Genomic DNA, 23,430 nt, shown 5'->3' on the forward strand with positions numbered 1-23,430 from the left:
TGTATTACCACTAACTCAAGATTTAAGGGTGAGTTAAACAATTTCTTATTTTCTCTTAATATCCTTTTCACTTTTCTGAAAGAACTATTAATTTTAGGTGCCCTAATGCAAATTAGATATACTCGCCTTAAGAATGCTCTTATATTACAAAAATAATCATTGCGGACGTTTTTGTGGCATGGATGAATAGCTCCAAAATAAAAAATAGAATAATTTCATTAGTAAATTATGCTGCTGCTATCTTATTGGCTGTCTTTTTTTTAGCGCGCGCCAATGCTGCGCCGCTGTCGCCAGCCGATCGCGATTCCATTCAACAGCAACAGCAGCAGCTTTTATTACAGAACCAGCAACAGCGTGAAGAGCTGGAGCGCAGTATTCCTCGCCCTGCGCCCGCCAGACCGCTGCCTGTTACCGGCTCCGGGCCCTGTTTCACCATTCATACCATTACCCTTTCCGGTGCGACCTTAATCTCCCCGAAAACCCGGCAGACCCTTGTCGCGCCGTGGCAGGGCCGCTGTCTGGATATGGCGAAAATAACGGAACTTCTCGCCCATATTTCTGACTGGTATATCAGCCGGGGATATATCACCAGCCGCGCTTTTCTTACCGAGCAGGATCTCTCCGGCGGCCAGCTGAATATTGTTGTGCTGGAAGGTCGGCTGGAAGCGATCCGTCTGGAAGGCGAAACGCCGCGCATGCTGAAAATGGCGTTTCCGGGACGGGTGGGCGGCATTCTTAATTTACGCGACATCGAACAGGGCATGGAGCAAATTAACCGTTTGCGTACCGACCCGGTTCAGATTGAAATTCTTCCGGGGACGCAGGCCGGATATTCCATCGTTAATCTCACGGCAAAACCGGAATTTCCCTTAAGTGCAACCGTAAGCCTGGATAATAGCGGGCAGAAGAGTACCGGGGAAGATCAGCTGAGTGGCGTGCTCACCGCCAATAATATGCTGGGGCTGGCGGATAAATGGTTTGTCAGCGGCGGGCGCAGCAGCGATTTTGCCAGCGCGTACGATGCGCAGAATTTCCAGGCGGGCGTCAGCGTGCCGTTTGGCTACGGATTACTGGACTACAGCTACGCCTGGAGTAACTACCGGACCACCATCAGTAACCAGGGGTTCAACTGGCTCTCCACGGGCGATACCAGAACCCACCGCGTTAACGCGTCCTGGGTGGTCTTCCGCAACGGGGATGTCAAAACCGGCATTGCGGCAGGCGTGGTTCAGCGCTCCAGCCGCAACTGGCTTAACGACGCGCCGCTTCAGAGCAGCACGCGCAACCTCTCCAGCCTGGTCCTGGGCATTACGCATACGCAAAAAATGCTGGGCGGCGTGGCGACGTTCAACCCGACCTGGAGCCACGGCATGCCGTGGTTCAGTGCCGAAACCGACGAAGATAAGTCCGGGGATATGCCGCGGGCGGAATTCCGCAAATGGAGTCTGAACGCCAGCTTCCAGCGTCCTGTCGCCCGCAACGCGTGGTGGCTGACCAGCGCCTACGGCCAGTGGTCGCCCGACCGGCTGTACGGCTCCGAGCGCCTGACGCTCGGCGGCGAAAGCTCCGTGCGCGGTTTTAAAGAGCAGTACCTGTCCGGGGACAACGGCGGCTACTGGCGTAACGAGCTGGGGTATTCCCTCTTCACCCTCCCGGTGATTGGCGCGGTGAGCGCAACGGTCGCCGTTGACGGCGGCTGGCTGGAAAAAGACCGTCAGGACCGCTTTGCCTCCGGCACGTTATGGGGAGGCTCGGTGGGGCTGAGCAGCGCAGGGCGCGGGTACAGCAGCCAGATTTCGGTCGGCACGCCCCTGCACTACCCCGACTGGCTCGGCCCGGATCATGTGAGCGTTAACTGGCGCATTGCCTTCATGCTTTAAGAGACTCTACGACTATGGATACCCGCCACCCACCCGTTCGTTTCTCGCAGCGTCTGATCAGCTGGATTGTCTGCGGCTTAATGGTCTGGCAGCCGATGGCGCCTGCCGTCGCGGCGGCGCTTACGCCGACCGGGCAGACCACGGTCGATCGGGCGGGGAACGGGGTGCCGGTCGTTAACATCGCCACGCCCAACGGGGCGGGCATTTCGCATAACCAGTTCGGTGAGTATAACGTCGGCAAAGAGGGGCTTATCCTCAATAACGGCACGGACCGTTTAACCCGGACCCAGCTGGGCGGGCTTATCCAGAACAACCCCAACCTGCAGGCCGGGCGGGAAGCGAAAGGCATTATCAACGAAGTCACGGGCGCCAGCCGCTCGCAGTTACAGGGCTACACGGAAGTTGCCGGTAAAGCAGCAAACGTCATGGTGGCCAACCCGTACGGCATTACCTGTAACGGGTGCGGATTTATCAACACCCCGAACGTCACCCTGACCACCGGGAAACCGCAGTTCGACGCCAGCGGTAACCTGCAGGCGCTGGAGGTGACGAAAGGTGCCATCACGGTTGAAGGCCAGGGGCTGGATGCCAGCAAGAGCGACGCGCTGTCGATCATTGCGCGCGCGACGGAAGTGAACGCCGCGATACATGCGAACGACCTGACGGTAACGGCAGGGGCGAACCGCGTGGGCGCAGACGGCAGCGTCAGGCCGATTGCCGGTGAGGGCGCCGCGCCCGTGGTGGCCGTGGATACCGGCGCGCTCGGCGGGATGTATGCCAACCGCATCCGCCTGGTCTCCAGCGAGACGGGCGTGGGGGTGAACCTCGGCAACCTCACCGCGCGCCAGGGCGATATTCAGCTGGATGCGGGCGGGAAACTGACGGTCACGAACAGCCTGGCCAGCGGCTCGATTACCGCGAATGGCGCGGGGGTGGCCCTCAGCGGCAGCCATCAGGCCGGGGGCGCGCTGAATGTGGCCAGCTCGCAGGATGTGGAACTCAATAACAGCACGCTCGCCAGCCAGGGCGATATGCGCCTTTCCGCTGCGGGGAAAGTGCAGACGACGGGCGGCGGGACAAACAGCGCGGGGGTGCTTGCGGTCAGCAGCGGGCAGGGGATGACGCTCAGCAATACCTCCCTGGTCTCCCGCGGCGCGGCGACGCTGGACAGTAAAGATACCCTGACCGTCAACGGCGGCGGCGTGTCGGCACAGGGCGGGGCGCTGACCGTCACGAGCAATCAGGGAATGGCGCTTTCGGATGCGACGCTGACGGGTCAGGCCGACACCACGCTGTCCACCGGTGGCAGCCTGACGCAGCGCGGCGGCAGCGTCACCAGCAAGGGCGCGCTCAGCGTGGCGGCCGGAAAAGATATCGCGCTGACGAATACCCGCAGCGGTAGCGATGCCCGCGCGACCCTCAGCAGCGGCGGTATGCTGACATCCACGGGCAGTGCGGTCTCGGCAGGGGAGAGTCTGGCCCTGAGCGGCGGGCAGCTGGTGCTGGACGGCCAGAGCCGGGCCGATGCCACGGGCGATATCCGCCTGACGGGCAGCACCGTCAGTAACCAGGGCCAGGTGAATGCGGGGCGCGACATTGCGCTCTCCGGCGACAGGGTGTCCAGCAGCGGCCAGCTGGCGGCGAAAGGCCATCTGGACGTGAACGCCGGAGACCTGACGAACGGCGGCACGGCGCAGGGTAACGACGTCACCGTGAAGGGGCAGACGGTCACCAATAACGGCACCCTGCAGAGCGCCGGTAACCTGGCGTTAAGCGCCGGAACCCTGGAGCAGCGGGGCACGCTGAGCGCGAAAGGCAATGCAAACGTCACGGCGCAGCAGACCCTGCGTAACGGCGGCAGCCTGCTGGCTGACGGCACGATGAGCGTGACCGCAGGCTCGCTTGAGCAGAACGGCACCCTTTCCGGCGCGACGGCGCTGACGGCGCAGGCCGGCACCCTGACCAGCGGTCAGGCGTCCCGTACCACCAGCCAGGGCAATGTACAGCTTACCGCGACCCGCAGCGCCAGCCTGAACGGGCAGACGGACGCGGCGGGGGCATTAACCGTCAGCACCGGCGACCTGACCACCGGTCAGGATGCCCATCTGCAGAGCGGGCAGGGGCTCTCTCTGCAGGCGCAGAATGCCGCGCTGAACGGCACGCAGGCGGCGAAGGGGGCCCTGTCGGTGACGGCGGGCACGATTGCGCACGCCGGGAAATCCACCGGTGACACGCTGAGTTTTAACGCGACCGGCGACCTGACCAGCGGCGGAGAGCTTACCGCCAGCGCCATCGCGCTCAGCGGACAGAACATCCTCCAGTCCGGCGTCGCAAAAGCGGACCGCATGACCCTGACGGCCCCCGGGCGCATCACCAGCAGCGGTACGCTGGTTGCCGGTACGCTGGCGCTGGACGCTGCCTCGGTGGAGAACAGTGGACTGCTGCAGGGGACCACCCTGCTCGGCCTGAAGACCGGGTCACTCACAAACCTCGCGGGCGGATCGGTCTACAGCACGCAGGATTTAACGCTGAACGTTCCGGTGCTGGCCAACAGCGGGCTTATCACCACTGACGGTACATTGCGCCTCCGGGGCGACACGCTGACAAACCAGGGCGAAATCAACGGCGTCAGCCTGAGCAGCGAGTACCTCAGCCTGACCAACGCCGATACCGGACGCCTGCTGGCGGACGACCGGCTCACCCTGAACGGCACTGCGTTTTCTAACGCGGGCAATATAGCGGCCAGCGACCTGCACATCACGGCGGACAGCCTGCAGAACCAGGGCACCGTTGAGGGGGACTCGGCGCTGACGCTCGGCGTGGCAGACCTCACTAACCGTGGCGCGCTGCGCAGCAGCGGAACGCTGACGCTTAACGGCGACACGCTGGCCAACAGCGGCGAGCTCAGCGCCACCGCCCTGCTGCTGAACCTGACCCGACAGGCCAGCAACGATGCCGGCGGGCGGGTGATTGCCCGGGACGGCCTGACGCTGACCGCCGCCAGCCTGACAAACAGCGGGCTGATGGCCGGTACCGACGCGCAGTTTAACAGCGCGTCGTTGACCAACGGCGGCACGCTGCAGGGGACACATTCCCTCACGGCGACCGGGGCACAGCTCAGCAACCAGCAGGCGGGCATGCTGCTCTCCGGCGGCGCGCTCGACCTGCACCACACCACCCTGAACAACGCCGGGCTGCTGCAGGGCAACACCCTGAACCTGGCCACCGGCGAGTGGAACAACACCGGCAATGCGCTGGGGGAAGCAGGCGTGACGGCGGCGGTGACCGGTACGCTGACCAGCAGCGGTAAGGTGCTCAGCCAGCAGGCGCTGGACGTCCAGGCCGGCAGGACCGATAACCGGGGCCAGCTGCTGGCGAAAGTGCTGACCCTGCGGGGCGACCTGCAGAACAGCGGTCTGCTTCAGGGGAGCAGCACGCTGGCCTGGTCCGGGAACACCTTCACGAACCAGCCTCAGGGCCAGGTGACGGGCGGCGAGACCCTGACCCTGAGCGGACAAACCCTCAGCAACGCGGGCAGCCTTCAGGGGCGCAGCGCGACGCTTGACGCCGGGAGCCTGAATAACCAGGGCAGCGTTCAGACGCTGGACGGCCTGACCCTTTCCACGACCGGCAGGCTGGATAACACGGGCGCCCTGCTCAGCCAGAACCTGTTCACGCTGACGGCGGCGCAGCTGTTCAACGACGGCCAGCTGGCCGGGAAAGCGCTCACGGTGAAGGCCGCGCAGCTGAACAATACCGGGATTCTTCAGGGCAACGACACGCTGGCGCTGACCACCCGCGCGCTGAGCAACGGCGCCACCGGGCAGCTGGTGAGCGGCAGTCCTCTGGACTTATCCCTCGACACGCTCGATAACGCCGGTCTGCTGCTGGTGAACGGCGGGTTCACCCTGCGGGGCAGCGACCTGACGAACCGGGGCGATATTCAGGCGCAGAGCCTGGATTTGGGCCTGAGCAATGCCCTGACCAGTACCGGGAACATCGTTGCCACCGGCGATGCCACGCTTAACGCGACGACGCTGACCAGCAGCGGCACGGTGGCGGGCAAAACGCTGACCGCAGGCGCGGCGGAGCTGCGCAACAGCGGCCTGATGCAGGGCAGCAACGCGGTTAACGCCACCGCCGACCGCTTTATCAACGAGCTGAACGGTAAATGGCTCTCCGGCGGCGGCTTCACGCTGACGGGCGGACAGCTGACCAACGCCGGTACGCTGCAGGGTGCGACGCTGGGCATGACCGGCACCACCCTCACCAACAGCGGCACGGTGAACGGGCAGACGGGACTCAGCGGCACGCTCAGCGGGGCGTTAACGAATACCGGGCTGCTGCAGAGTGGCGGCACGACCGCCTTCACCGCGGACACCCTGGCGAACCCGGGGCGCATCACGGGCGGTACGCTGTCCCTCACTGCCCGCGATATGAACAACGGCGGGCTGATGCAGGGAACGAACGGCCTGGCGCTCACCGGCACCACGCTGACCACGGGCGCGACCTCGCGCACCCTCTCCGGCGGCATGCTGACGCTGGATGCAGGCCAGCTGACCACGCAGGGCACGCTGCAGGGGAACGGCGCAGACATCCGCGCCAGCGACTGGACGCACGGCGGGTCTCTGCTCAGCCAGGGAACGCTGACGGCCACGACCGGCGGCACGCTGACCTCAACCGGCTCGCTGATGAGTCAGGGCCGGGCGGATATCACCGCTCAGACGCTGGATAACCGCGGGCAGCTCCTCAGCGAGGGTGATGTGACGCTCGGCGGCAGCACGCTTAAAAACAGCGGCACCGTGCAGGGGAACACCCTCGCGCTGCATCAGAACAGCATTAACAACCAGGGCACCCTGACCGGTCTGCAGAGCCTGACCGTTCAGGGTCAGCAGCGGCTGATGGCGCGCATGGCGATGGCCGCGCCTCAGCAGGAGCTGATTAACGGCGCAGGCGGTAAGCTTCTCACCCAGGGTACTCTGACGATTGCGTCCGGCGCGGTGACCAACGCCGGCAGCTGGCAGGCACAGAATATCCTGCTTAACGCCCGGTCACTCACCAACAGCGGGGCGGTGCAGAGCGCCGGTGCGCTGCAGATGACGCTGGCCGACACGCTCACCGGGACTACGGGCAGTAAGATTACCGCGCTGGGCGCCGCCACGCTGCAGGCCGCGACGCTGGCGAACCAGGGCCAGTGGGCGGCGAAAAACCTGACGCTGACAGGCGGCACGCTCAGCAACAGCGGCGCCATCAGCGGCGTGAATGGCCTGACCCTCAGCCAGACCGGCGCGGTCAGCCAGCGGTCTGGCGGCACCCTGCTGTCCGGCGGGGCGCTGAACATCACGGCGGCCTCCGTCACCAGCGACGGCAAAATGCAGGGGGGCACGCTCGGCATCACCACCGGGGCGCTCACCAACAACGGTCGTCTGCAGGGCGATAACGGCGCGACGCTGGCCCTCAGCGGGACGCTGACCAACAACAGCGGAGGCGAAATCGTCAGCCGCGATGCGCTGACGCTGACCACGCCCGCACTGTTTAACTACGGCCTGATCCAGGGCGGCGGCGAGACGCGGGTGACAGCCTCCTCCCAGGCGCGTAACGACGGAAGGCTCCTGTCCGGCGCGCGCCTGACGCTCGGCACGCCGCAGTTCACCGGCACCGGCTGGCTGCAGGCCACCGACCTGATCCTGAATGCGGCAAACGCCACCAACGGCGGCACGTGGGTGGCCGATCGCGCCACCCTGACCGGCACCACCTTCGCCAGCCAGGGCACCACCCAAGCGGGACAGCTGACGGTTAACTACGGCCAGCTGAACAACAGCGGCACGCTGCTCGGCAACGCGCAGCTGAATATTGGTGCGGACCAGGTGACCCAGAGCGCGGGCGGCAAGCTGCTGAGCGGCGGCAACCTGTGGCTGCAGAGCCGGGGGCTGGACCTGACCGGCCAGCTGGTATCCCTGGGGGACTTAACGCTGCAGCTGACGAACGCGTTTACCAGCCGGACCACCGTGGCGGCAGGAAGAACCCTGACCATCAACAGCGGCGGCGACATCGATAACCGCAGCGTGCTGCAGGGGCAGGCGGTCAACCTGAACGCGGGCGGGCAGCTCAACAACAACGGACAAATCACCACCGGCGGCGGCGCGAGTACGCTCTCCGGCAGCAGCGTGGCGCTGAACGCCGCGGGCTCGGTGCAGGGCGGGGGCGACATCACCGTTGCCAGCCGGAGCAACATTACCGTCGACGGCTTCACCGGCACGCGCGGCTCGCTGACCCTGAGCGCGCCGGGCGCCATCGTCAACACCGCGCTGCTGTATGCGGCGAATAATCTGGCGCTGTTTGCCGACAGCATCACCAACCAGCGCGGCGACATCATGGCGGGGAACAACCTGTGGATGCAGCGGGATGCGGCGGGGAATGCGAACAGCCAGGTGGTGAACACGTCGGGGAATATTGAGACGCAGAATGGTGATATTACGATCAGAACGGGGCATTTGCTGAACCAAAGGGATGGTCTGGTGGTGCTTAACAGCAAAACCGAAAACCTGATGGAGCAGGTCAAGTGGTTGAAGGACGGCTATGCGGATATCCCTCTTTCTGAGCTGATCGCGGGAACCGATTATGGCTATATCGTCATGGAATCCTGCAGCGGCGGTGGCAGTCCTGGGCATGGAGCTGGTCCTACATGCAGGGATATAGCTACTCCGATGCCGATGAAAAACAGTCCGGCGAAAGAGATTGCGATTTTACGAACGACACAAACTGTGTCCGCAAATGGTGGAGCGGGACGGATTAGTTCAGCCCAGGGGATGGTCATTCAGGCGGGGCAACTGGAAAATAATGCCAGTACACTGCTTGCCGCGAAAGATATGTTCCTTTCTGGTACGACTCTGCAAAATCAGTCATGGACTGATGGTACGGTGACGCGTTACAGGACATATGTTGCCGACCGTGAGCAATATAATCGTAAAGCAAATCCCTCCGCGTCGGTCGACGCAGATGTTTATAAGAAGACCCCCATTCACTATGTTGCACAGGGTGATGATCGGGACGAAGGATCTGGAGGAACAATATATCGTTCCGTCATCCAGGCGGGCGGTAACGTCACCGCAAACTTTACCAGTAACATCAGCAACACCAATACCACCGCGAACGCGGGCGGCGTCAGCAACGTTATCTCTACCCCGTCGCTGAACACCCTCAGCAACCAGAGCGTCGGCGGCGGCGTGCAAAAACAGGGGCTGAGCAATACCGGCACCGTGGCGGTGAACTCGCCGCAGTGGAACGATCAGCTCCAGGGGGCGCTGCAGCAGCTTAACGGCGGTGGTGCGCTGGAAAACGGCGGCGCGTCCGGCACGCCTCTCAGCAACATTGGCACCACGCAGAAAGGCAACGCCAACCTCGGCCAGTTGGGCGCGCTGGCGAACGCGGGGGTCACCACCGCCGATCTCCGAACCGCTCAGGGCGGTGCCGTCGGGCATTATCAGGGCCAGCGCGTCGATACCAGCGCTTACCCGCTGCCGTCGGGCAACAACGGCTATTTTGTCTTCTCCGACAACCCGAAAAGCCCGTACCTGATCAGCATCAACCCGAAACTGAACGGTCTCGGGCAGCTTGATCCCGCCCTGTTTGCCGATTTGAACGCGATGCTTGGGGTCAAACCGTCGTCCACGGCGCCGCAGGAGACGCGGCTGGCGTTTACCGACGAGAAGCAGTTCCTCGGCTCGTCTTACATGCTCGGCCGCCTCAACCTGAACCCGGATTACGATTACCGCTTCCTCGGTGATGCGGCGTTCGATACCCGCTATGTCTCCAACATGGTGCTCAACCAGACCGGTAACCGCTACCTGAACGGCATCGGTTCCGATCTGGATCAGATGCGCTATCTGATGGATAACGCCGCGGCGGCGCAGCAGTCGCTGGGCCTGCAGTTTGGCGTCTCGCTGACCGCCGATCAGATTGCCGCGCTCGACCACAGCCTGCTGTGGTGGGAGAAAGCCACCGTCAACGGCGAAACCGTGATGTTACCGAAACTCTACCTGTCGCCGAAGGACGTCACCGTCAATAACGGCAGCGTGATCGCGGGTAACAACGTTACCCTGAAGGGCGGCGACATCACCAACAGCGGCAGCTCGCTGCTGGCGAAAAACAGCCTGACGCTCGACAGCCAGAACAGCATCAGCAACCTCAACAGCGGCCTGATGAAAGCGGGCGGCGACCTGAACCTGAGCGCCATCGGCGATATCAATAACATCAGCTCAACCATCAGCGGCAAAACGGTCGCGCTGGAGAGCCTGGACGGCAGCATCAACAACCTGACCCAGGTTGAGCAGATTGATATCAACGCCGGAGGGAAGTACGGCAAGATCGGCCTGAAAGACACGCTGCTGGGCAACACGGCGTCGATTACCGCGCAGGATGGCCTGTCGCTTGAGGCGGGGAAAAACATCACCGTTACCGGGGCGAACCTGGCCTCAGGCGGCGATATGCTGCTGAACGCGTGGGGCGATATTGCCGTCAACGCGAATCAGATCAACGACGCATTCAGCTCCAGCCGGGCGAAAACCAGCCGTTCGTCCGTCACGTATCAGGGCAGTAACGTCACCGCGGGCGGCAACCTGCTGGTGAATACCGGGCACAATCTTGACGTGACCGCCAGCGACCTGAAGGCGGGCGGTAGCGCGGGGCTGAGCGCGGGCAACGATCTCAATCTGAACGCGGCACAGACCAGCGAAAGCAGCCGTAAAGGGAAAAGCGAATCCCACAGCACCGGGCTCGACCGCACCACGATTTCCGCAGGCGATAACCTGGTGCTGAAGGCCGGGCAGGATATCAACGCTCAGGCCGCCGCGCTGGCGGCGGAGAAAAGCGTCGGGCTGCAGGCGGGGCGCGACGTGAATCTGGCTGCGGAAGAGACCACGCAGGGCGATAGCTATAGGTCAGGCAAGAAAACCGTCATCAACGAATCGGTACGCCAGCAGGGAACCGAGATCGCCAGCGGGGCGAATACCCAGATCCTCGCCGGGCGCGATGTCACCACCGAAGCCGCGCAGGTGACGGCGAAGGGCGATATCGGCGTAGCGGCAGGCCGCGACGTCAGTCTCAATACCGCAACCGAAAGCGATTATCACTACAAAGAGCAGACCAAAACCAAAAAAGGTTTCCTCAGCAAGAAAACCACCCACACCATCGAGGAGAACAGCGCGACGCGTGAATCCGGCTCTTTGCTGAGCGGCGACAACGTGCAGGTGGTGGCGGGCAATAACCTGCTGGTGAACGGCTCCGCCGTGGCGGGCGATGGCGACGTGAAGCTTAAGGCGGGCAACAACGTCGATATCGTGGCGGCCACGAACAGCGACACCTCCTGGCGCTTTAAGGAAGAGAAAAAATCCGGCCTGATGGGCTCGGGCGGGATTGGCTTCACCATCGGCAGCAGCAAAAGCACGCACGATCTTCGTGAGAAGGGCACCACCCAGAGCCAGAGCTTCAGTACGGTGGGTTCGACGGGCGGTAACGTCGCGATTTCTGCCGGAAACCAGGCCCACATCGGCGGCGCGGATCTTATCGCCGGGAAGGATTTAAGCCTCAGCGGCGACAGCGTCATCATCGAGCCGGGGCACGACAAGCGCACCCGGGATGAAGCCTTCGAGCAGAAGAAAAGCGGGCTCACCGTGGCGCTCTCCGGCACCGTCGGTAGCGCTATTAACAATGCCGTGAGCGCGGCGCAGGAGACCAAAGAGCAAAGTGATGGCCGTCTGAAAGCCCTTCAGGCCACCAAAACAGTGCTGTCCGGCGTGCAGGCCGGGCAGGCAGCGGATATGGCGGCAACCACCGGCGATCCGAACGCAATGGGTGTGAGCCTCTCGCTGACGACCCAGAAGTCGAAATCACAGCAGCATGCTGAGAGTGATGCGGTGGCAGGCAGCACGCTGAACGCAGGTAGCAATCTCTCCATCACCGCGAACGGCAAAAACAAAGGTGCAAATAGCGGCGACATCGTGATTGCGGGTAGCCAGCTGAAAGCCGGGGGCGATACCACGCTGGATGCACAGAACGACATTCTGCTGTCCGGCGCGGCGAATACCCAAAAAACCAGCGGCAAGAACAGCAGCAGCGGTGGCGGCATTGGCGTGAGCATCGGTGCCGGCGGCAACGGCGCGGGTATCAGCGTGTTTGCCAACGTCAACGCCGCGCATGGCAAGGATAAAGGCAACGGTACCGACTGGACCGAAACCACGATCGACAGCGGCAAAAACGTCACCCTAAAAAGCGGGCACGACACCGTGCTTGATGGCGCTCAGGTTAACGGCAATAAAATCGTGGCAGATGTTGGTCACGACCTGCTGATGCGCAGCCAGCAGAACAACAGCGACTACGACAGCAAGCAGACCAGCGTTGCGGCGGGTGGCAGCTTCACCTTCGGCACTATGTCCGGTTCAGGCTATATCAACGCCAGCCAGGACAAGATGAAGAGCCGCTTTGATTCGGTGGCCGAACAAACCGGGCTGTATGCCGGGGACGGCGGCTTCGATATCACCGTGGGGCATCATACCCAGCTTGATGGAGCGGTTATCGCCTCTACCGCCACGCCGGACAAAAACAGCCTCGATACCGGGACGCTGGGCTTCAGCGATATCCACAACGAAGCGGACTTTAAAACCTCGCACTCCGGTATCAGCCTGAGCGGCGGCGGCAGCTTCGGGGATAAATTCCAGGGTAACCTGCCGGGCGGCATGATCTCCGCTGCGGGTAATAAAGGCCATAAGGAAGGCACCACGCAGGCCGCCGTGGCAGAGGGCTCCCTCACTATCCGCGACAAAGCAAACCAGAAGCAGGACGTGGCCGATCTGAGCCGCGACACCGAACATGCCAACGACAGCATCAGCCCAATCTTCGACAAGGAGAAAGAGCAGAACCGCCTGAACGCAGTTGGGATGATCAGCGACATTGGTAGCCAGGTGGCGGATATTGCCAGGACGCAGGGTGATCTTAACGGGCTGAAGGCGGCCCAGAAAGAAACCGGCGCAACACTACCTGCAAACGCAACAGAGAAACAGCGCCAGGATTATCTGGCGAAACTGCGTGATACCCAGGCATACAAAAACGTGATGGTGACCTACGGAACCGGCAGCGCCATGCAGCGCGGCATCCAGGCGGCCACAGCAGCGCTGCAGGGACTGGCGGGCGGCAATATCGGAGGGGCGCTGGCGGGCGCGTCAGCACCGGAGCTGGCGAACATCATCGGCCATCATGCAGGCATTGATGACGATACGGCGGCAAAAGCGATTGCCCATGCCATCCTCGGCGGCGTAACCGCAGCCCTTCAGGGCAACAGTGCCGCAGCGGGTGCTGTGGGGGCCGCATCCGGCGAACTGATTGCGACAGCGATTGCCAAACAGTTTTATCCGGACACAGACCCGTCGATGATGACGGAAGAGCAGAGGCAGACCGTGAGCACGCTGGCGTCTGTTTCAGCGGGCATAGCTGGCGGGATTGCTGGGGGAAATACGGCTGGCGCGGCGGCTGGTGCCAGTGCAGGGAAGAACAGTGTTGAGAATAATTTCCTTGGTGCGACATCTTCGGACAAGCTTGATAAAGCTATTGAGAAAATAAAGCTGGGTGATAGATCGCTGGCGGCGGCTAATGACGTGATTAAACTGGAAAATGCTGATAAACGTAGTGATGCGCTAATGGATAAGTTTCGGCGCGATCCTTCTTCATTATCAGAATCTGAACGAACTGAATTAAATACCTATGTTAGAGTCTATGCTGCTGAAATGCAGAATGTTTATGGTGCAGATAGAGCTAAAGAGATGGTGCAGAATCTTTTTGCCTATCCTGGTTATGAACGTAATCCTGACAATGGAGTTTTGAATCAGGCCCAGAGCATTGTAAATACCTGGGGTTACCATGAGTCTAATGCCAGTATTGGTGATGCGCCTCTTATGTTTGGTAGTAGTGTGCTGGGAATTACAATAAGAGAAGGTATGGCTGTTAATGCTGCGATAGGAACAGCAGTGAATACTGGTTTTCAACTTAGTGGAAAGGAACCATTCAGCTACGTTGATGCCATTATGGCGGGAGTAGCATCTGCCGCAACTACAGGGAAAGGCTGGAAAGTATCAGCGGCAATCAATATGGGGGGGGCTGCGATTGGTAGTGCGATTAAAGGGGAAGACCCGACTAACTCTGTGATAAGTACGGGATTTGGAAGTGTAGCTGGTAGTGTAGGAGGGAAAGTTGTTGATTCATTGTCTCCAGTAGCTGATCAAGTGACAAAGGATGTTATTGGCGCAGTTACAGGTTCTACTGCTTCTGAATTTACAGGAAAAGTGGTAAAAGATGAATTAGACAAACGGGAGAAGAAGCAATGAGTGTCTTCAATAAGGTTGGTATCTTTTGGCTCCTTTTCTTAGTTGTGTACTGTACAGTTCTACTCACTATTGTTCTTTTCGTATGCCAGTTCGGAGTGTCAACAATTTTTTATTTTAACGATGGTGAATTCCTTTTTTCATGGAAAAAGGCATTACATATCGCATTAATAAAAGGAAGTATTACAGGATTAATATTAGGTGTAGGGATATGGTTAAAAAATAAACTACATGAGTATCACCGGAAAAATGATCGCTGAGGATAGCTCGCTGAGCGACTTGCTGGATGAAGTATCTCACTGCAAAACGGCCCGGCAGATGGCGCAAGAGCGTGTCGAAGCAGAAAACGAATGAGTTTTATAAGAAAAAACTGTGCCGTTTTATAGAGGCACACAGTGCGCTTGATTATCTCGCCACCGTTATCGGGATTATAAGGGGTGCAGATGATGTTGTTGGCAAAGTAATCAAGGGTGTAGGAAAACTCAATTTCAAAAGTTTAAGTGGATGACAATTAAAGTCGAAAAATGAACCGCTCACCAGCAATCGTCGTCGGATAGAATTGTTATCGAGAATAGTTAGCATGAGCGAGATGCGAAAAAACAGCCTCCGTGCCCATTGAGACTACCCCAGCCTCTCCACCCTCGTCTCCCCCTCCACCATCGACAGCTGATACAGCGAAAACGACCTCTGCTTCTCAATCAACTTCGCCAGCTCCGGCGAGTGGCTGGTGAGCCAGATCTGCGAGTAGCGGCTGGCCTCGGCGATTAAGCTCGCCAGCGCGGGCAGCATCTGCGGGTGCAGGCTGTTTTCCGGTTCGTTCAACGCGATAAACGCCGGTGGGCGCGGGCTGAGCAGCGCTACCGCCAGGCACAGAAAGCGCAGGGTGCCGTCGGAGAACTCTGCCGGTTCCAGCGGCCTGCTCAATCCCTCGCGCTGCATCATCATGCGAAAACGTCCGCCGGTGTTGTCGCTGTAAAACACGCAGCCGGGGAAGGCCTGGTCAAGGATGCGCATCAGCAGCAGCTCGTCGCCAATCTCGACGATAGTTTGAAACGCGGCCGCCAGGTTGGCGCCGTCGCTGGCCAGCACCGGGGAGCGGAAACCGACCTGCGGAGCCCGCATCGCCGAGCCGGATGAGACGGAAAACTCATGATAAAAGCGCCAGTTACGCAGGGACTCGCGCATCTGGGACACTTCCGGGTAAAGGTGCGGTTCACCGAGCTGTCCGAACACCGATTCGTTCTCGTACAGCGTGCCGCTGTGGGTCACCTTCTCGTGATGCACGTTGTTCAGAAAGACCGCCTGGTTCTTACGTTTCATCAGCTGTGACGAAGGCCGACGGTGCTGGCCGCTCAGCCAGATGGACTCCTCTTTGATCACCGGGTCGAGCTGAAACTGCGAGGGATAGGGCAGCTTCTCCACAAACCCGACCTGCAGCTCGTATTCGTAGGTCTCTGTTTCCACCGCCAGATTCATCCGCCGCAGCTGGTCGCTGCGGGTTTTGCCTGCCCAGAACACCTTCAGAATGCCGCCCTCGTTCGCCAGCGCCTGGGAAAACTGCCCCTGGGCGGCGCTGTGCATCAGATGTATCGCCTTGTAAATATTGGATTTCCCGGTACCGTTCGGCCCGAAGACGATGTTGAGCTGCTCCAGCTCCAGCGACATCTCGCGGATGGAGCGGTAGTTTTGAATGTGCAGGGTGTTGATCACTGGCAGGCCCCTTTTTTGCAGAATAAGCCTGTATATAATCACAGGATTTTGGATGAAATGCAAAAAAGAGACGACAGTGAGGATGTCGTCTAAACGGGGTACTGCTTTGGGCCTCTACGGGTCAATGGGGCCTTCGCATTTTTATGATCACTTGACTGCCAGACGCAGACCCAAATCATCAGGATAGGGATCAAAGTAGTTTTGCGTCATCAGATATCGGTCGGGGTATTCGGCCAGGTAGTGCTTCAGCAGCGTGATCGGGGCGAGAATAGGCAACTGCCCGTTGCGATAGTGCAGGATCACGTCGCGCAGCTCGCCGCGCTGGCGGGTGTTCAGCTGGCTACGGAAATACCCCTGAATATGCATCAGCACGTTGGTGTGATTTTTCCGCGAGGCGGGTTTTTTCAGGATGGTCATCAGCTTTTCCCGATACGCCACGAAGAAGGCATCCAGGTCTTCCCACTCGTGCAGCGAGGCAACGAACGGGCCGATTTCACGGTAGCCTGCCTGATGGTGCGCCAGCAGCTGAAGTTTGTAACGGCTGTGGAAGTCCAGCAGCGCACGGCGTGTGAGGCCATTTTTACGCAGCGTGTTCAGTTCGTGCAGGGCAAAAACACGTTCGACAAAGTTTTCCCGCAGCACCGGATCGTGCAGACGTCCGTCCTCTTCCACGGGCAGCCACGGCCAGGTTTCAAGGAGGGCGGCGGTGAACAGCCCGACCCCCTCCTTGCGGCCCCGGTTGCCGTTTTCATCATACAGACGCACGCGTTCCATGCCGCAGCTTGGGGATTTAGCGCAGACGATAAAACCAGCGAGATCGCCGATTTTCGGCAAAAAATCTGCCGTAAAGTCCGCCATTTTCTGCGTAACGTCTTCATGAGGCGCATGGCTAAAACGCATCTGCGTTTCACCGTGTTCCGTCACGATCAGACGCAGCGCCGGGCGAGGGGTCGGCAGGCCGATGGCCATTTCCGGGCAGACGGGCCTGAAATTCACCCACTGGGCCAGCTCATCCATGACGAAGCCCATACGCTTGTGTCCGCCGTCAAAGCGAACGGCGGATCCGGTCAAACATCCGCTAATACCGAGCACAGGTTTCGTTGTCATGGTGTTGTCCTCCCGTTCATATAACTAAAACTTACACAACATGACTAATTTGTCCAAGTATTCGCGGAACTATTTTTTATAATCCTTTAAAATCAATGCGTCTTAACTGCCCTTGTAGGTCGAGTAACCGTACTGACTCAGCAGAAGCGGGATGTGCAGTTTCTCGTTTGTGCGGGTCACGGTAAACAGCACCGGGATCTCCGGGAAGAAGGAGTCGAGCTTTTTGCCGTGGAAGTAATCTGCGGTTTTGAAGGTCACTTTATACACGCCAGGCTGCATGTCCTGATCCTGCGGATAGAGCGATTTGATACGGCCGTCGTGGTCGGTTTTGCCGCTGGCAATCGGGGTCCATTTGTCCTGCTGCTGCTTCTCCAGCGTAACGGTCACGTCTGATGGCGGCATCCCGGTTTGCTGGTCGAGGATGTGTACGCTCAGGGTGCCGGCCGGGGCGCTAAAGGCGGCAGGGGCAAAGGCCATCGAGGCCAGGATCAGCAGAGGGGCAGTTTTTTTCATGATGTTTTCCTGTGGAATTATTCGTCACAGAAAAACGTTAGCATCTGCGGCGCGGGAAAATATTCAACTTTTCGTGAAGATTCCCGCAGGAGAAAATGATTAGAGGATAATCACTTCAAGCGATACCTGCTGCTGCCACTGCTCCAGCTGCTTTTTCCGCCCGGCGGTGAGTTTGCCGCTGGTGACCAGCAGCCATTTACGCTCCGGGAAAATTTCCGGTGCCAGCGCGTCAGGCGGAACCGGCAGGATGTCGATCCGGTGGCCCTGCCCGGTGCGCGTTAGGGCTTCGAGCCAGATTTCGCAGGCGTCGTTGAGGTGCCAGCCGCTGAGCAGAATATTATCGCCCGGCGCTTTTTTATCGCCTTCGAGGCAAAACGAGGTGTAGGCGATGATGATGCCGTCGAGGATCGCGCGCAGGGTCATGGCGGCGGCGACGTTGGCCGAAACCTGGCTGCGCAGCGGGCGCAGCACGTTCGCGACCAGCTCCGGCCTTGGGTACTCGCGTCCGGCGTCGTAAATCATCTGGCGCAGGGATTCGACTTTGCCGTCCTGCAGGCGTTGCAGCATGTTCTGCTGCAGGGTTTGCCAGTTGTTGGTCCGGCCCGGCGTCGGGCGTTCCAGCAGCGGTTTGACCTGGCCAATCGGAACGCCTTTTTTTACCCAGTCGAGGATTTTGAGCGCCTGCTGGACGTCCTCATCGCTGTACTGGCGGTGTCCGCCTTCCGTGCGCTGTGGCTTGAGTAAACCATAGCGACGCTGCCACGCCCGCAGGGTGGTGGCGGTGATGCCGCTGAGTCGGGCGAATTCGCCGATGGAGTAAGCCATGTCCGTGTCCAGAGTGGAGGAATACTCTCAATATACTACGAATTTTCCCGAACGGGATGAAGCGCCGAAACGGTGCACTACACTTAACGTCCAACCGTGCAAATGAAAGGAATTCTCATGAAGCTATGGCCTGTTGTGACCGGTGTTGCCATTGCGCTGACGCTGGTCGCCTGTAAATCCCCCACGCCGCCGAAGGGCGTGCAGCCTATTTCCGGTTTTGACGCCAGCCGCTATCTCGGAAAATGGTATGAGGTCGCCCGTCTGGAAAACCGCTTTGAACGCGGGCTGGAGCAGGTAACCGCCACCTACGGCAAGCGCAGCGACGGCGGCATCAGCGTGCTCAACCGGGGTTACGATCCGGTGAAGAACAAATGGAATGAGAGCGAGGGGAAAGCGTACTTTACCGGCGAACCGACCACGGCCGCGCTGAAGGTCTCCTTCTTCGGCCCATTCTACGGCGGCTATAACGTGATCAAGCTCGACGATAAGTACCAGTACGCGCTGGTCAGCGGCCCGAACCGCGATTACCTGTGGATCCTGTCGCGCACGCCAACGATCCCGGATGCGGTGAAGCAGGATTACCTGAACATCGCGCGCAGTCTGGGCTTCCGGGTTGACCAGCTGGTGTGGGTGAAGCAATAAAAATCGTGCTTTCTTCCTGGGGCATTACTGGCTCGCCTGGATAGACTTCCGTTAAAAGCCTAACGGAGGGAAGTCGACATGAACTGGCAGCCTTTTCGCGGCGATGCACCGGAAAATATGACGATTTTCAGCGCGTCATTTCCCGACGTCAGCGACCAGTGGCCGATGAAAGACGATGCTGCCCGCGAGATCGCCTCCCTTGACCGCGCCCTGAAAGCCGAGCCAGCGCTCCGGCCGCCGAGGGTGGAATACGACGAGGGCGGGCAGGCCGTGCTTGTCCCGCAGAACCGCTATTCCGAACAGGCCTTCCGCAACCGCCCGGCGCTCACCGCGTGGCGCACCCGGCTGGTGCCCTCCGCGCTGGCGCTGTTTGTGGTGCAAAACCCGCTGGAAGATCGCCTGCCCGACGGCACTAAAATGGACAGCGACAGCCGCCAGTGGTTTATCCACGCTAACGATGCGGTTGGCGTGCGTTCCCGCGCCAGGGTGCTGGCCGCGCTGGTGGATAAGTACATTCACAATGAGAGCGAGAACAACTGGGTCAGCCTCGCGAGCGGTGCCGCCATTCCGGTGCTGGAGGCGCTGCGTGAAGCAAAGCTCGACGGCCAGCAGGTCTATCTCACGCTGGTAGACAAAGACCCCGTTGCGCTCAGCTGGGCCGAAACCATGGCGGCGCAGGAAGGCATTGTGGTGGGTGAACAGCTGACGCTGCTCAGGCGCAACCTGCTCCATACGCTGGTGCGTAACGAGGACCTGCTGTTGGAGCTGGGCGAGCATCAGGCCGAACTGGTCGATGCGTTGGGGATCTTCGAATATTTCAACGATACCGATGCGGTGGTTTTTCTCCAGCGCGCGCTGCGGCTGGTCAAGCCCGGCGGGGCGGTGATTGTGTCGAACATGCTCACCAGTAGCCCGCACATTGACTTTGTGCTGCGTGGTATCGGCTGGGAGGATATTCACCCGAGGACGCTGCAGCAGCTGCAGGATATCCACCTCGCGGCGGGCGTGCCGGTGGAAAACGTCACCGTGGTCGTGCCTAAGGACGGGGTGTACGCGGTGATGGAGATTAGGGTTTAGCGCGATCGATTCCCTCTCCCTGAGGGAGAGGGTTAGGGTGAGGGGGGAACAGACCGCAAAGCGTGGCTTGAAATAATTCGGTTTTCCAAACATGATCCCCCCATGAAAATAGAAACCGCACTCCCCTCACACTTCGAACGTCTGGTCGCGATCTGGGAATCCTCCGTCCGCACCACCCATCATTTTTTGCAGGAAAGCGATATTGCGGCGCTGCGCCCGTTATTGCTTAACGCCTATCTGCCTAACCTCAAGGTCGTGATGGCTCGCGATGATGCAGGCGTTATTCACGGCTTTTTAGGCGTGGATGAAAACCGTATTGAAATGCTGTTTGTTGATGACGCGAGCCGGGGGAAGGGCGTCGGGAAATTTCTGCTGCAACACGCCATCGCAGCGTTCGGCGCGAACGAAGTGGACGTGAATGAGCAGAACCCGCAGGGCGTGGGATTTTATCGCCATATGGGGTTTGAGCAGGTCGGACGCTCGGAACTGGACGGGCAGGGGAATCCGTTTCCGCTGTTGCATATGCGGTTGGGTGGACAGGCTTAACGCCCTTGACCTGCTCCCCATTGATTAATACACAGTAATGCTGGCAATTTCTTCATCGACTTTGAGAGTAACTGCGAACTTCAGTTCCTCGCTCGTAGCGGACGTTTTCTGGTCCATCTCCGGTCAGACATAACCCAGGCAGGGTATGTGGTCAATCAACCGCGGGGCATTAGGGGTCTTTGCCTGTTGCCTGGAATGCGCAATAATTGGGCGTATAACGGCAGCGTAAAAGGGACACTATGCTTCATCACAGTCAGGCAATGTCACTGGACGACATCTACCTTGAGGACATTCCTCACATTATCCATCCGGACACTGCGGCAGGAGATCTCGCAGAAACTGCACTGCCCAACCGCATAATTCAGGAGTGGAATTTACCACAGGGCTATACCCGGTTTGTCAGCCGTTATCAACCGTTTCACTGGCAGCATCCGTGGATGGCATACCGTGACACTCTTGCCGACATCAAATCTGGGAAGCTCGTTCTGCTGAGAAAAGACATAACCGGGCATGCTATTTCGGGAGTGTTGACGACATCCGGTGACCTTCGCAATGATCTGCCGCTGTTCCTTCATACCCGGCTCAGCCATCTCCTGTCCCGGCAACTGAAACGCCCGGGATATCACGTTCGCCCGGCGGCGATGCGCCAGCGGGTTACAATCAGGTTATGGACAATAAAGGGCTGGTTATTGCTGGCGCTTCTGTTGCTGCGGGTCTTGGCCTTGGCAGACTGGGGGCGGCGAGTGAGCTTAACAATCTCCATGTTCTGGGAAAAGTCGAGGGTGAATACTCGATGATAAAGCCCGGACCATTAAATGAGCGCTTTGCCGAAACATTCTCAGGCGGAGCTTACAAGGGAATAACATTGTCCCAGGACACCACATTTTTAGAGGTGGTCAAAGCGGCACAGAGTTGGGTCGATTTTTCAGTTATGAACGACCTTTAGGAGTACTACAGACGCGTGTCGATAAGGCTGTGTTACCAAAATGGCCTGACGGTTCTGAATCTGTGATCGATAGTTTTTATGAGATAAAAATTCCTGCAGGATCGAAGGTATATGTCGGAGAGGTGGGCTACCAGTCTGATATTTTCCCTGGAGGTACTGAGCAAGTCGTAATCCCTGCGCCTTGGAATATTCCAGGCGTAGAGACGGTTAATTTTGGGGGATTGAAATGAAATCAGAAATACATACGTTACTTAATCAAATCATTGAATTACTTGTCTCTTGTGATGAAAGTGTTTGGTCAAAAAGACTAATTTATTATCGTGAGCACCTGGATTCTGATTATGACCAGGTCGTGTTAGGTATTAGGTCTATTTTCAGAGGGGCTGGTTCCTTTAACGACTTAATATTGCAAAATAACGGCAAAATGCTGCAAGCTGAAAACAATACCCTTAATGAGTTATCAGATAAGCTATACAGCTTAATAAAAGCAGAGATCTCAGAGCGTAATATCTGAAAGATGTCGCTGAAAATAACTGTCACAGGGCTGAATATCAGCCCTGTCCTGCTGCCCACCGGCAGTTACACGGAGTTAATCGTCGCGCTCAGCCCTGGATGACGCAGGCGTTATTCACGGCTTTTTAGGCATGGATGAAACCGCATTGAAATGCTGTTTGTGGATGATGCGAGCCGGGGGACCGGGATTAGCGCTTAGCCTGCTTATCCCATTTTAATAAGCCGACGATATCTTTCTCACCCTCGGCTTCTTTCAGCAGGCGCTGCATTTTTTCAAACTCAATGTATTCTGAGCACGCCTTTTCATCAGCCACTTTCTTGCTGATCTTGCCTGCCCCTTCTAAAACGTCCGGTCGTTAAATTGCAGGAACTGCTCGAGTTTGGTTTGCCTGTCTCGTAATAAATCGTAAAGCTGAACTCACTAAACTGTGCTCTCCATACAATAAAATATCATATAAGAAATTGTGCAGTTATTTTTCAGAATTACATTACATTGAAACTACTCTTCTGGACCAAATTGTGGAGCAGCGCTATATGAATAAACCTAACGGGGCAAAAATTTTCATCTCTCATTCATCATTAGATAAACCGTTTGCAAAGATGTTATGTATGGACCTTGAAGCAAATGGGTATGCTCCTTGGTTGGATGAATGGGACATAAAAGTGGGGGGGATTATTCCCGAGCGAATTTCAGACGGACTAGAAGAAGCTGATTTTGTAATTGTTATTCTTTCTGAAAATGCGGTTTCATAAAAATGGGTAGAAAGAGAATGGCAAAAAAAATATTGGAATGAAATTCAACACAATTGTATTCATGTGCTTCCTTTACTTTTGAAAGATTGCAAAATACCTGAGTTGTTAAAAACAAAAAATACGCAGATTTTAGAAATGATTTTAACAGTGGATTAAGGGACTTATTGGCAGCACTAGAAAGTTTGTATAAAAAGGAATGATTTTGGCGGAAGATCACAGGAGTCGAACCTGCCCGGGAACGCTGGCGTCCCCAACTGGATTTGAAGTCCAGCCACCTCACCGGAGATGACGATCTTCCGCGCCTCGATTGCTACATGGAGGCGGGGCGCATTATAGCTACTTTCAGGCATTTACCACATACCCCACACCACTTTTTTCACCTCTCTTTTGACCTGTACCCCCCTGTTTCAGGTAATTCCTAAGAAAATCCTCATGTTAGCCTTTCTGCTTCCCAACATTTACCGCGATCACAAAAAACAAGAAACGTAATCTGCTAATCAGAAAACGCAATACCCGCTCCTGAAACAATGGTTTAAAACTCTGTAAC

The 23,430-nt window shown here is 58.4% G+C and carries 12 protein-coding genes, 1 tRNA gene and 3 pseudogenes; 10 read left to right on the forward strand and 6 right to left on the reverse strand.

Annotated features, from left to right (window positions below; all coding sequences use genetic code 11):
* Positions 1 to 182 precede the first annotated feature (182 nt).
* The 3 genes from ACMGG5_RS06195 (at position 183) to ACMGG5_RS06205 (ending at position 14,759) form a co-directional block, all read left to right on the forward strand.
* Positions 183 to 1,880 carry a ShlB/FhaC/HecB family hemolysin secretion/activation protein gene (locus ACMGG5_RS06195; protein ID WP_420278605.1) on the forward strand — a complete coding sequence of 566 codons (1,698 nt, stop codon included), beginning with the start codon at positions 183 to 185 and terminating at the stop codon, positions 1,878 to 1,880.
* A 14-nt stretch (positions 1,881 to 1,894) separates the two neighbouring features.
* A complete protein-coding gene (cdiA, locus tag ACMGG5_RS06200) occupies positions 1,895 to 14,254 on the forward strand; it encodes a contact-dependent inhibition toxin CdiA (protein ID WP_420277607.1) in 12,360 nt (4,119 codons plus the stop codon).
* A gap of 328 nt (positions 14,255 to 14,582) precedes the next feature.
* Positions 14,583 to 14,759 (forward strand): hypothetical protein, encoded by a 177-nt coding sequence (locus ACMGG5_RS06205; RefSeq protein WP_193745677.1) that lies wholly within the window; start codon positions 14,583 to 14,585, stop codon positions 14,757 to 14,759.
* 113 nt (positions 14,760 to 14,872) lie between these two features.
* Here ACMGG5_RS06205 and ACMGG5_RS06210 read toward each other — a convergent pair whose 3' ends face one another.
* The 4 genes from ACMGG5_RS06210 to ACMGG5_RS06225 all read right to left on the reverse strand — a co-directional run bounded on the left by ACMGG5_RS06210 (position 14,873) and on the right by ACMGG5_RS06225 (position 18,406).
* Complete coding sequence (locus ACMGG5_RS06210) at positions 14,873 to 15,961, reverse strand: AAA family ATPase (RefSeq protein WP_024906658.1); 1,089 nt, start codon at positions 15,959 to 15,961, stop codon at positions 14,873 to 14,875.
* Between the two features lie 147 nt (positions 15,962 to 16,108).
* Complete coding sequence (locus ACMGG5_RS06215) at positions 16,109 to 17,068, reverse strand: YbgA family protein (protein WP_267215361.1); 960 nt, start codon at positions 17,066 to 17,068, stop codon at positions 16,109 to 16,111.
* 102 nt (positions 17,069 to 17,170) lie between these two features.
* Positions 17,171 to 17,581, reverse strand: a complete 411-nt coding sequence (gene uraH / locus ACMGG5_RS06220; RefSeq protein ID WP_024906656.1) for a hydroxyisourate hydrolase — start codon at positions 17,579 to 17,581, stop codon at positions 17,171 to 17,173.
* A gap of 99 nt (positions 17,582 to 17,680) precedes the next feature.
* The gene (locus ACMGG5_RS06225; RefSeq protein WP_090420330.1) at positions 17,681 to 18,406 is read right to left on the reverse strand and encodes a MerR family transcriptional regulator; all 726 of its coding nucleotides are present in this window, start codon (positions 18,404 to 18,406) and stop codon (positions 17,681 to 17,683) included.
* Positions 18,407 to 18,523: 117 nt separating this feature from the next.
* On the opposite strand from ACMGG5_RS06225, the gene ACMGG5_RS06230 reads away from it, so the two are divergent.
* The 6 genes and pseudogenes from ACMGG5_RS06230 to ACMGG5_RS06255 form a co-directional block, all read left to right on the forward strand.
* The gene (locus ACMGG5_RS06230; protein ID WP_024906654.1) at positions 18,524 to 19,048 is read left to right on the forward strand and encodes a lipocalin family protein; all 525 of its coding nucleotides are present in this window, start codon (positions 18,524 to 18,526) and stop codon (positions 19,046 to 19,048) included.
* A 78-nt stretch (positions 19,049 to 19,126) separates the two neighbouring features.
* Positions 19,127 to 20,125, forward strand: coding sequence for a class I SAM-dependent methyltransferase (locus ACMGG5_RS06235; RefSeq protein ID WP_157188413.1), 999 nt, complete (start codon positions 19,127 to 19,129; stop codon positions 20,123 to 20,125).
* Between the two features lie 102 nt (positions 20,126 to 20,227).
* Entirely contained in the window at positions 20,228 to 20,671 is a 444-nt protein-coding gene (locus ACMGG5_RS06240) for an acetyltransferase (protein ID WP_061716227.1), read from the forward strand.
* A gap of 634 nt (positions 20,672 to 21,305) precedes the next feature.
* A pseudogene (locus tag ACMGG5_RS06245) lies at positions 21,306 to 21,404 on the forward strand (type VI secretion system tube protein Hcp); the annotation flags it as partial.
* Between the two features lie 439 nt (positions 21,405 to 21,843).
* Positions 21,844 to 22,131, forward strand: a complete 288-nt coding sequence (locus tag ACMGG5_RS06250; RefSeq protein ID WP_061716225.1) for a DUF6966 domain-containing protein — start codon at positions 21,844 to 21,846, stop codon at positions 22,129 to 22,131.
* Positions 22,132 to 22,222: 91 nt separating this feature from the next.
* Positions 22,223 to 22,320, forward strand: a pseudogene (locus ACMGG5_RS06255) (GNAT family N-acetyltransferase); the annotation flags it as partial.
* Here ACMGG5_RS06255 and ACMGG5_RS06260 read toward each other — a convergent pair.
* Positions 22,319 to 22,530 (reverse strand): annotated as a pseudogene (locus ACMGG5_RS06260) (hydroxyacid dehydrogenase); the annotation flags it as partial. The pseudogenes ACMGG5_RS06255 and ACMGG5_RS06260 sit on opposite strands and share 2 nt — an antisense overlap.
* 134 nt (positions 22,531 to 22,664) lie before the next feature.
* Here ACMGG5_RS06260 and ACMGG5_RS06265 point away from each other — a divergent pair.
* Positions 22,665 to 22,883 (forward strand): toll/interleukin-1 receptor domain-containing protein, encoded by a 219-nt coding sequence (locus ACMGG5_RS06265; protein WP_267217701.1) that lies wholly within the window; start codon positions 22,665 to 22,667, stop codon positions 22,881 to 22,883.
* Positions 22,884 to 23,086: 203 nt separating this feature from the next.
* On the opposite strand, the gene ACMGG5_RS06270 is transcribed toward ACMGG5_RS06265, so the two are convergent.
* Positions 23,087 to 23,181, reverse strand: a tRNA-Sec gene (locus tag ACMGG5_RS06270).
* Positions 23,182 to 23,430: the final 249 nt, after the last annotated feature.

This window comes from Enterobacter sp. BNK-34 (assembly GCF_048684445.1).
Taxonomy (GTDB): domain Bacteria; phylum Pseudomonadota; class Gammaproteobacteria; order Enterobacterales; family Enterobacteriaceae; genus Enterobacter; species Enterobacter pseudoroggenkampii.

Bases quoted from the DNA above. Each gene is read 5' to 3' on its own strand.
- ACMGG5_RS06195 (WP_420278605.1), top strand. From the start codon at position 183: ATGAATAGCTCCAAAATAAAAAATAGAATAATTTCATTAGTAAATTAT.
- cdiA (WP_420277607.1), top strand. From the start codon at position 1,895: ATGGATACCCGCCACCCACCCGTTCGTTTCTCGCAGCGTCTGATCAGC.
- ACMGG5_RS06215 (WP_267215361.1), bottom strand. From the start codon at position 17,068: ATGACAACGAAACCTGTGCTCGGTATTAGCGGATGTTTGACCGGATCC.
- uraH (WP_024906656.1), bottom strand. From the start codon at position 17,581: ATGAAAAAAACTGCCCCTCTGCTGATCCTGGCCTCGATGGCCTTTGCC.
- ACMGG5_RS06225 (WP_090420330.1), bottom strand. From the start codon at position 18,406: ATGGCTTACTCCATCGGCGAATTCGCCCGACTCAGCGGCATCACCGCC.
- ACMGG5_RS06230 (WP_024906654.1), top strand. From the start codon at position 18,524: ATGAAGCTATGGCCTGTTGTGACCGGTGTTGCCATTGCGCTGACGCTG.
- ACMGG5_RS06235 (WP_157188413.1), top strand. From the start codon at position 19,127: ATGAACTGGCAGCCTTTTCGCGGCGATGCACCGGAAAATATGACGATT.
- ACMGG5_RS06240 (WP_061716227.1), top strand. From the start codon at position 20,228: ATGAAAATAGAAACCGCACTCCCCTCACACTTCGAACGTCTGGTCGCG.
- ACMGG5_RS06250 (WP_061716225.1), top strand. From the start codon at position 21,844: ATGAAATCAGAAATACATACGTTACTTAATCAAATCATTGAATTACTT.
- ACMGG5_RS06265 (WP_267217701.1), top strand. From the start codon at position 22,665: ATGAATAAACCTAACGGGGCAAAAATTTTCATCTCTCATTCATCATTA.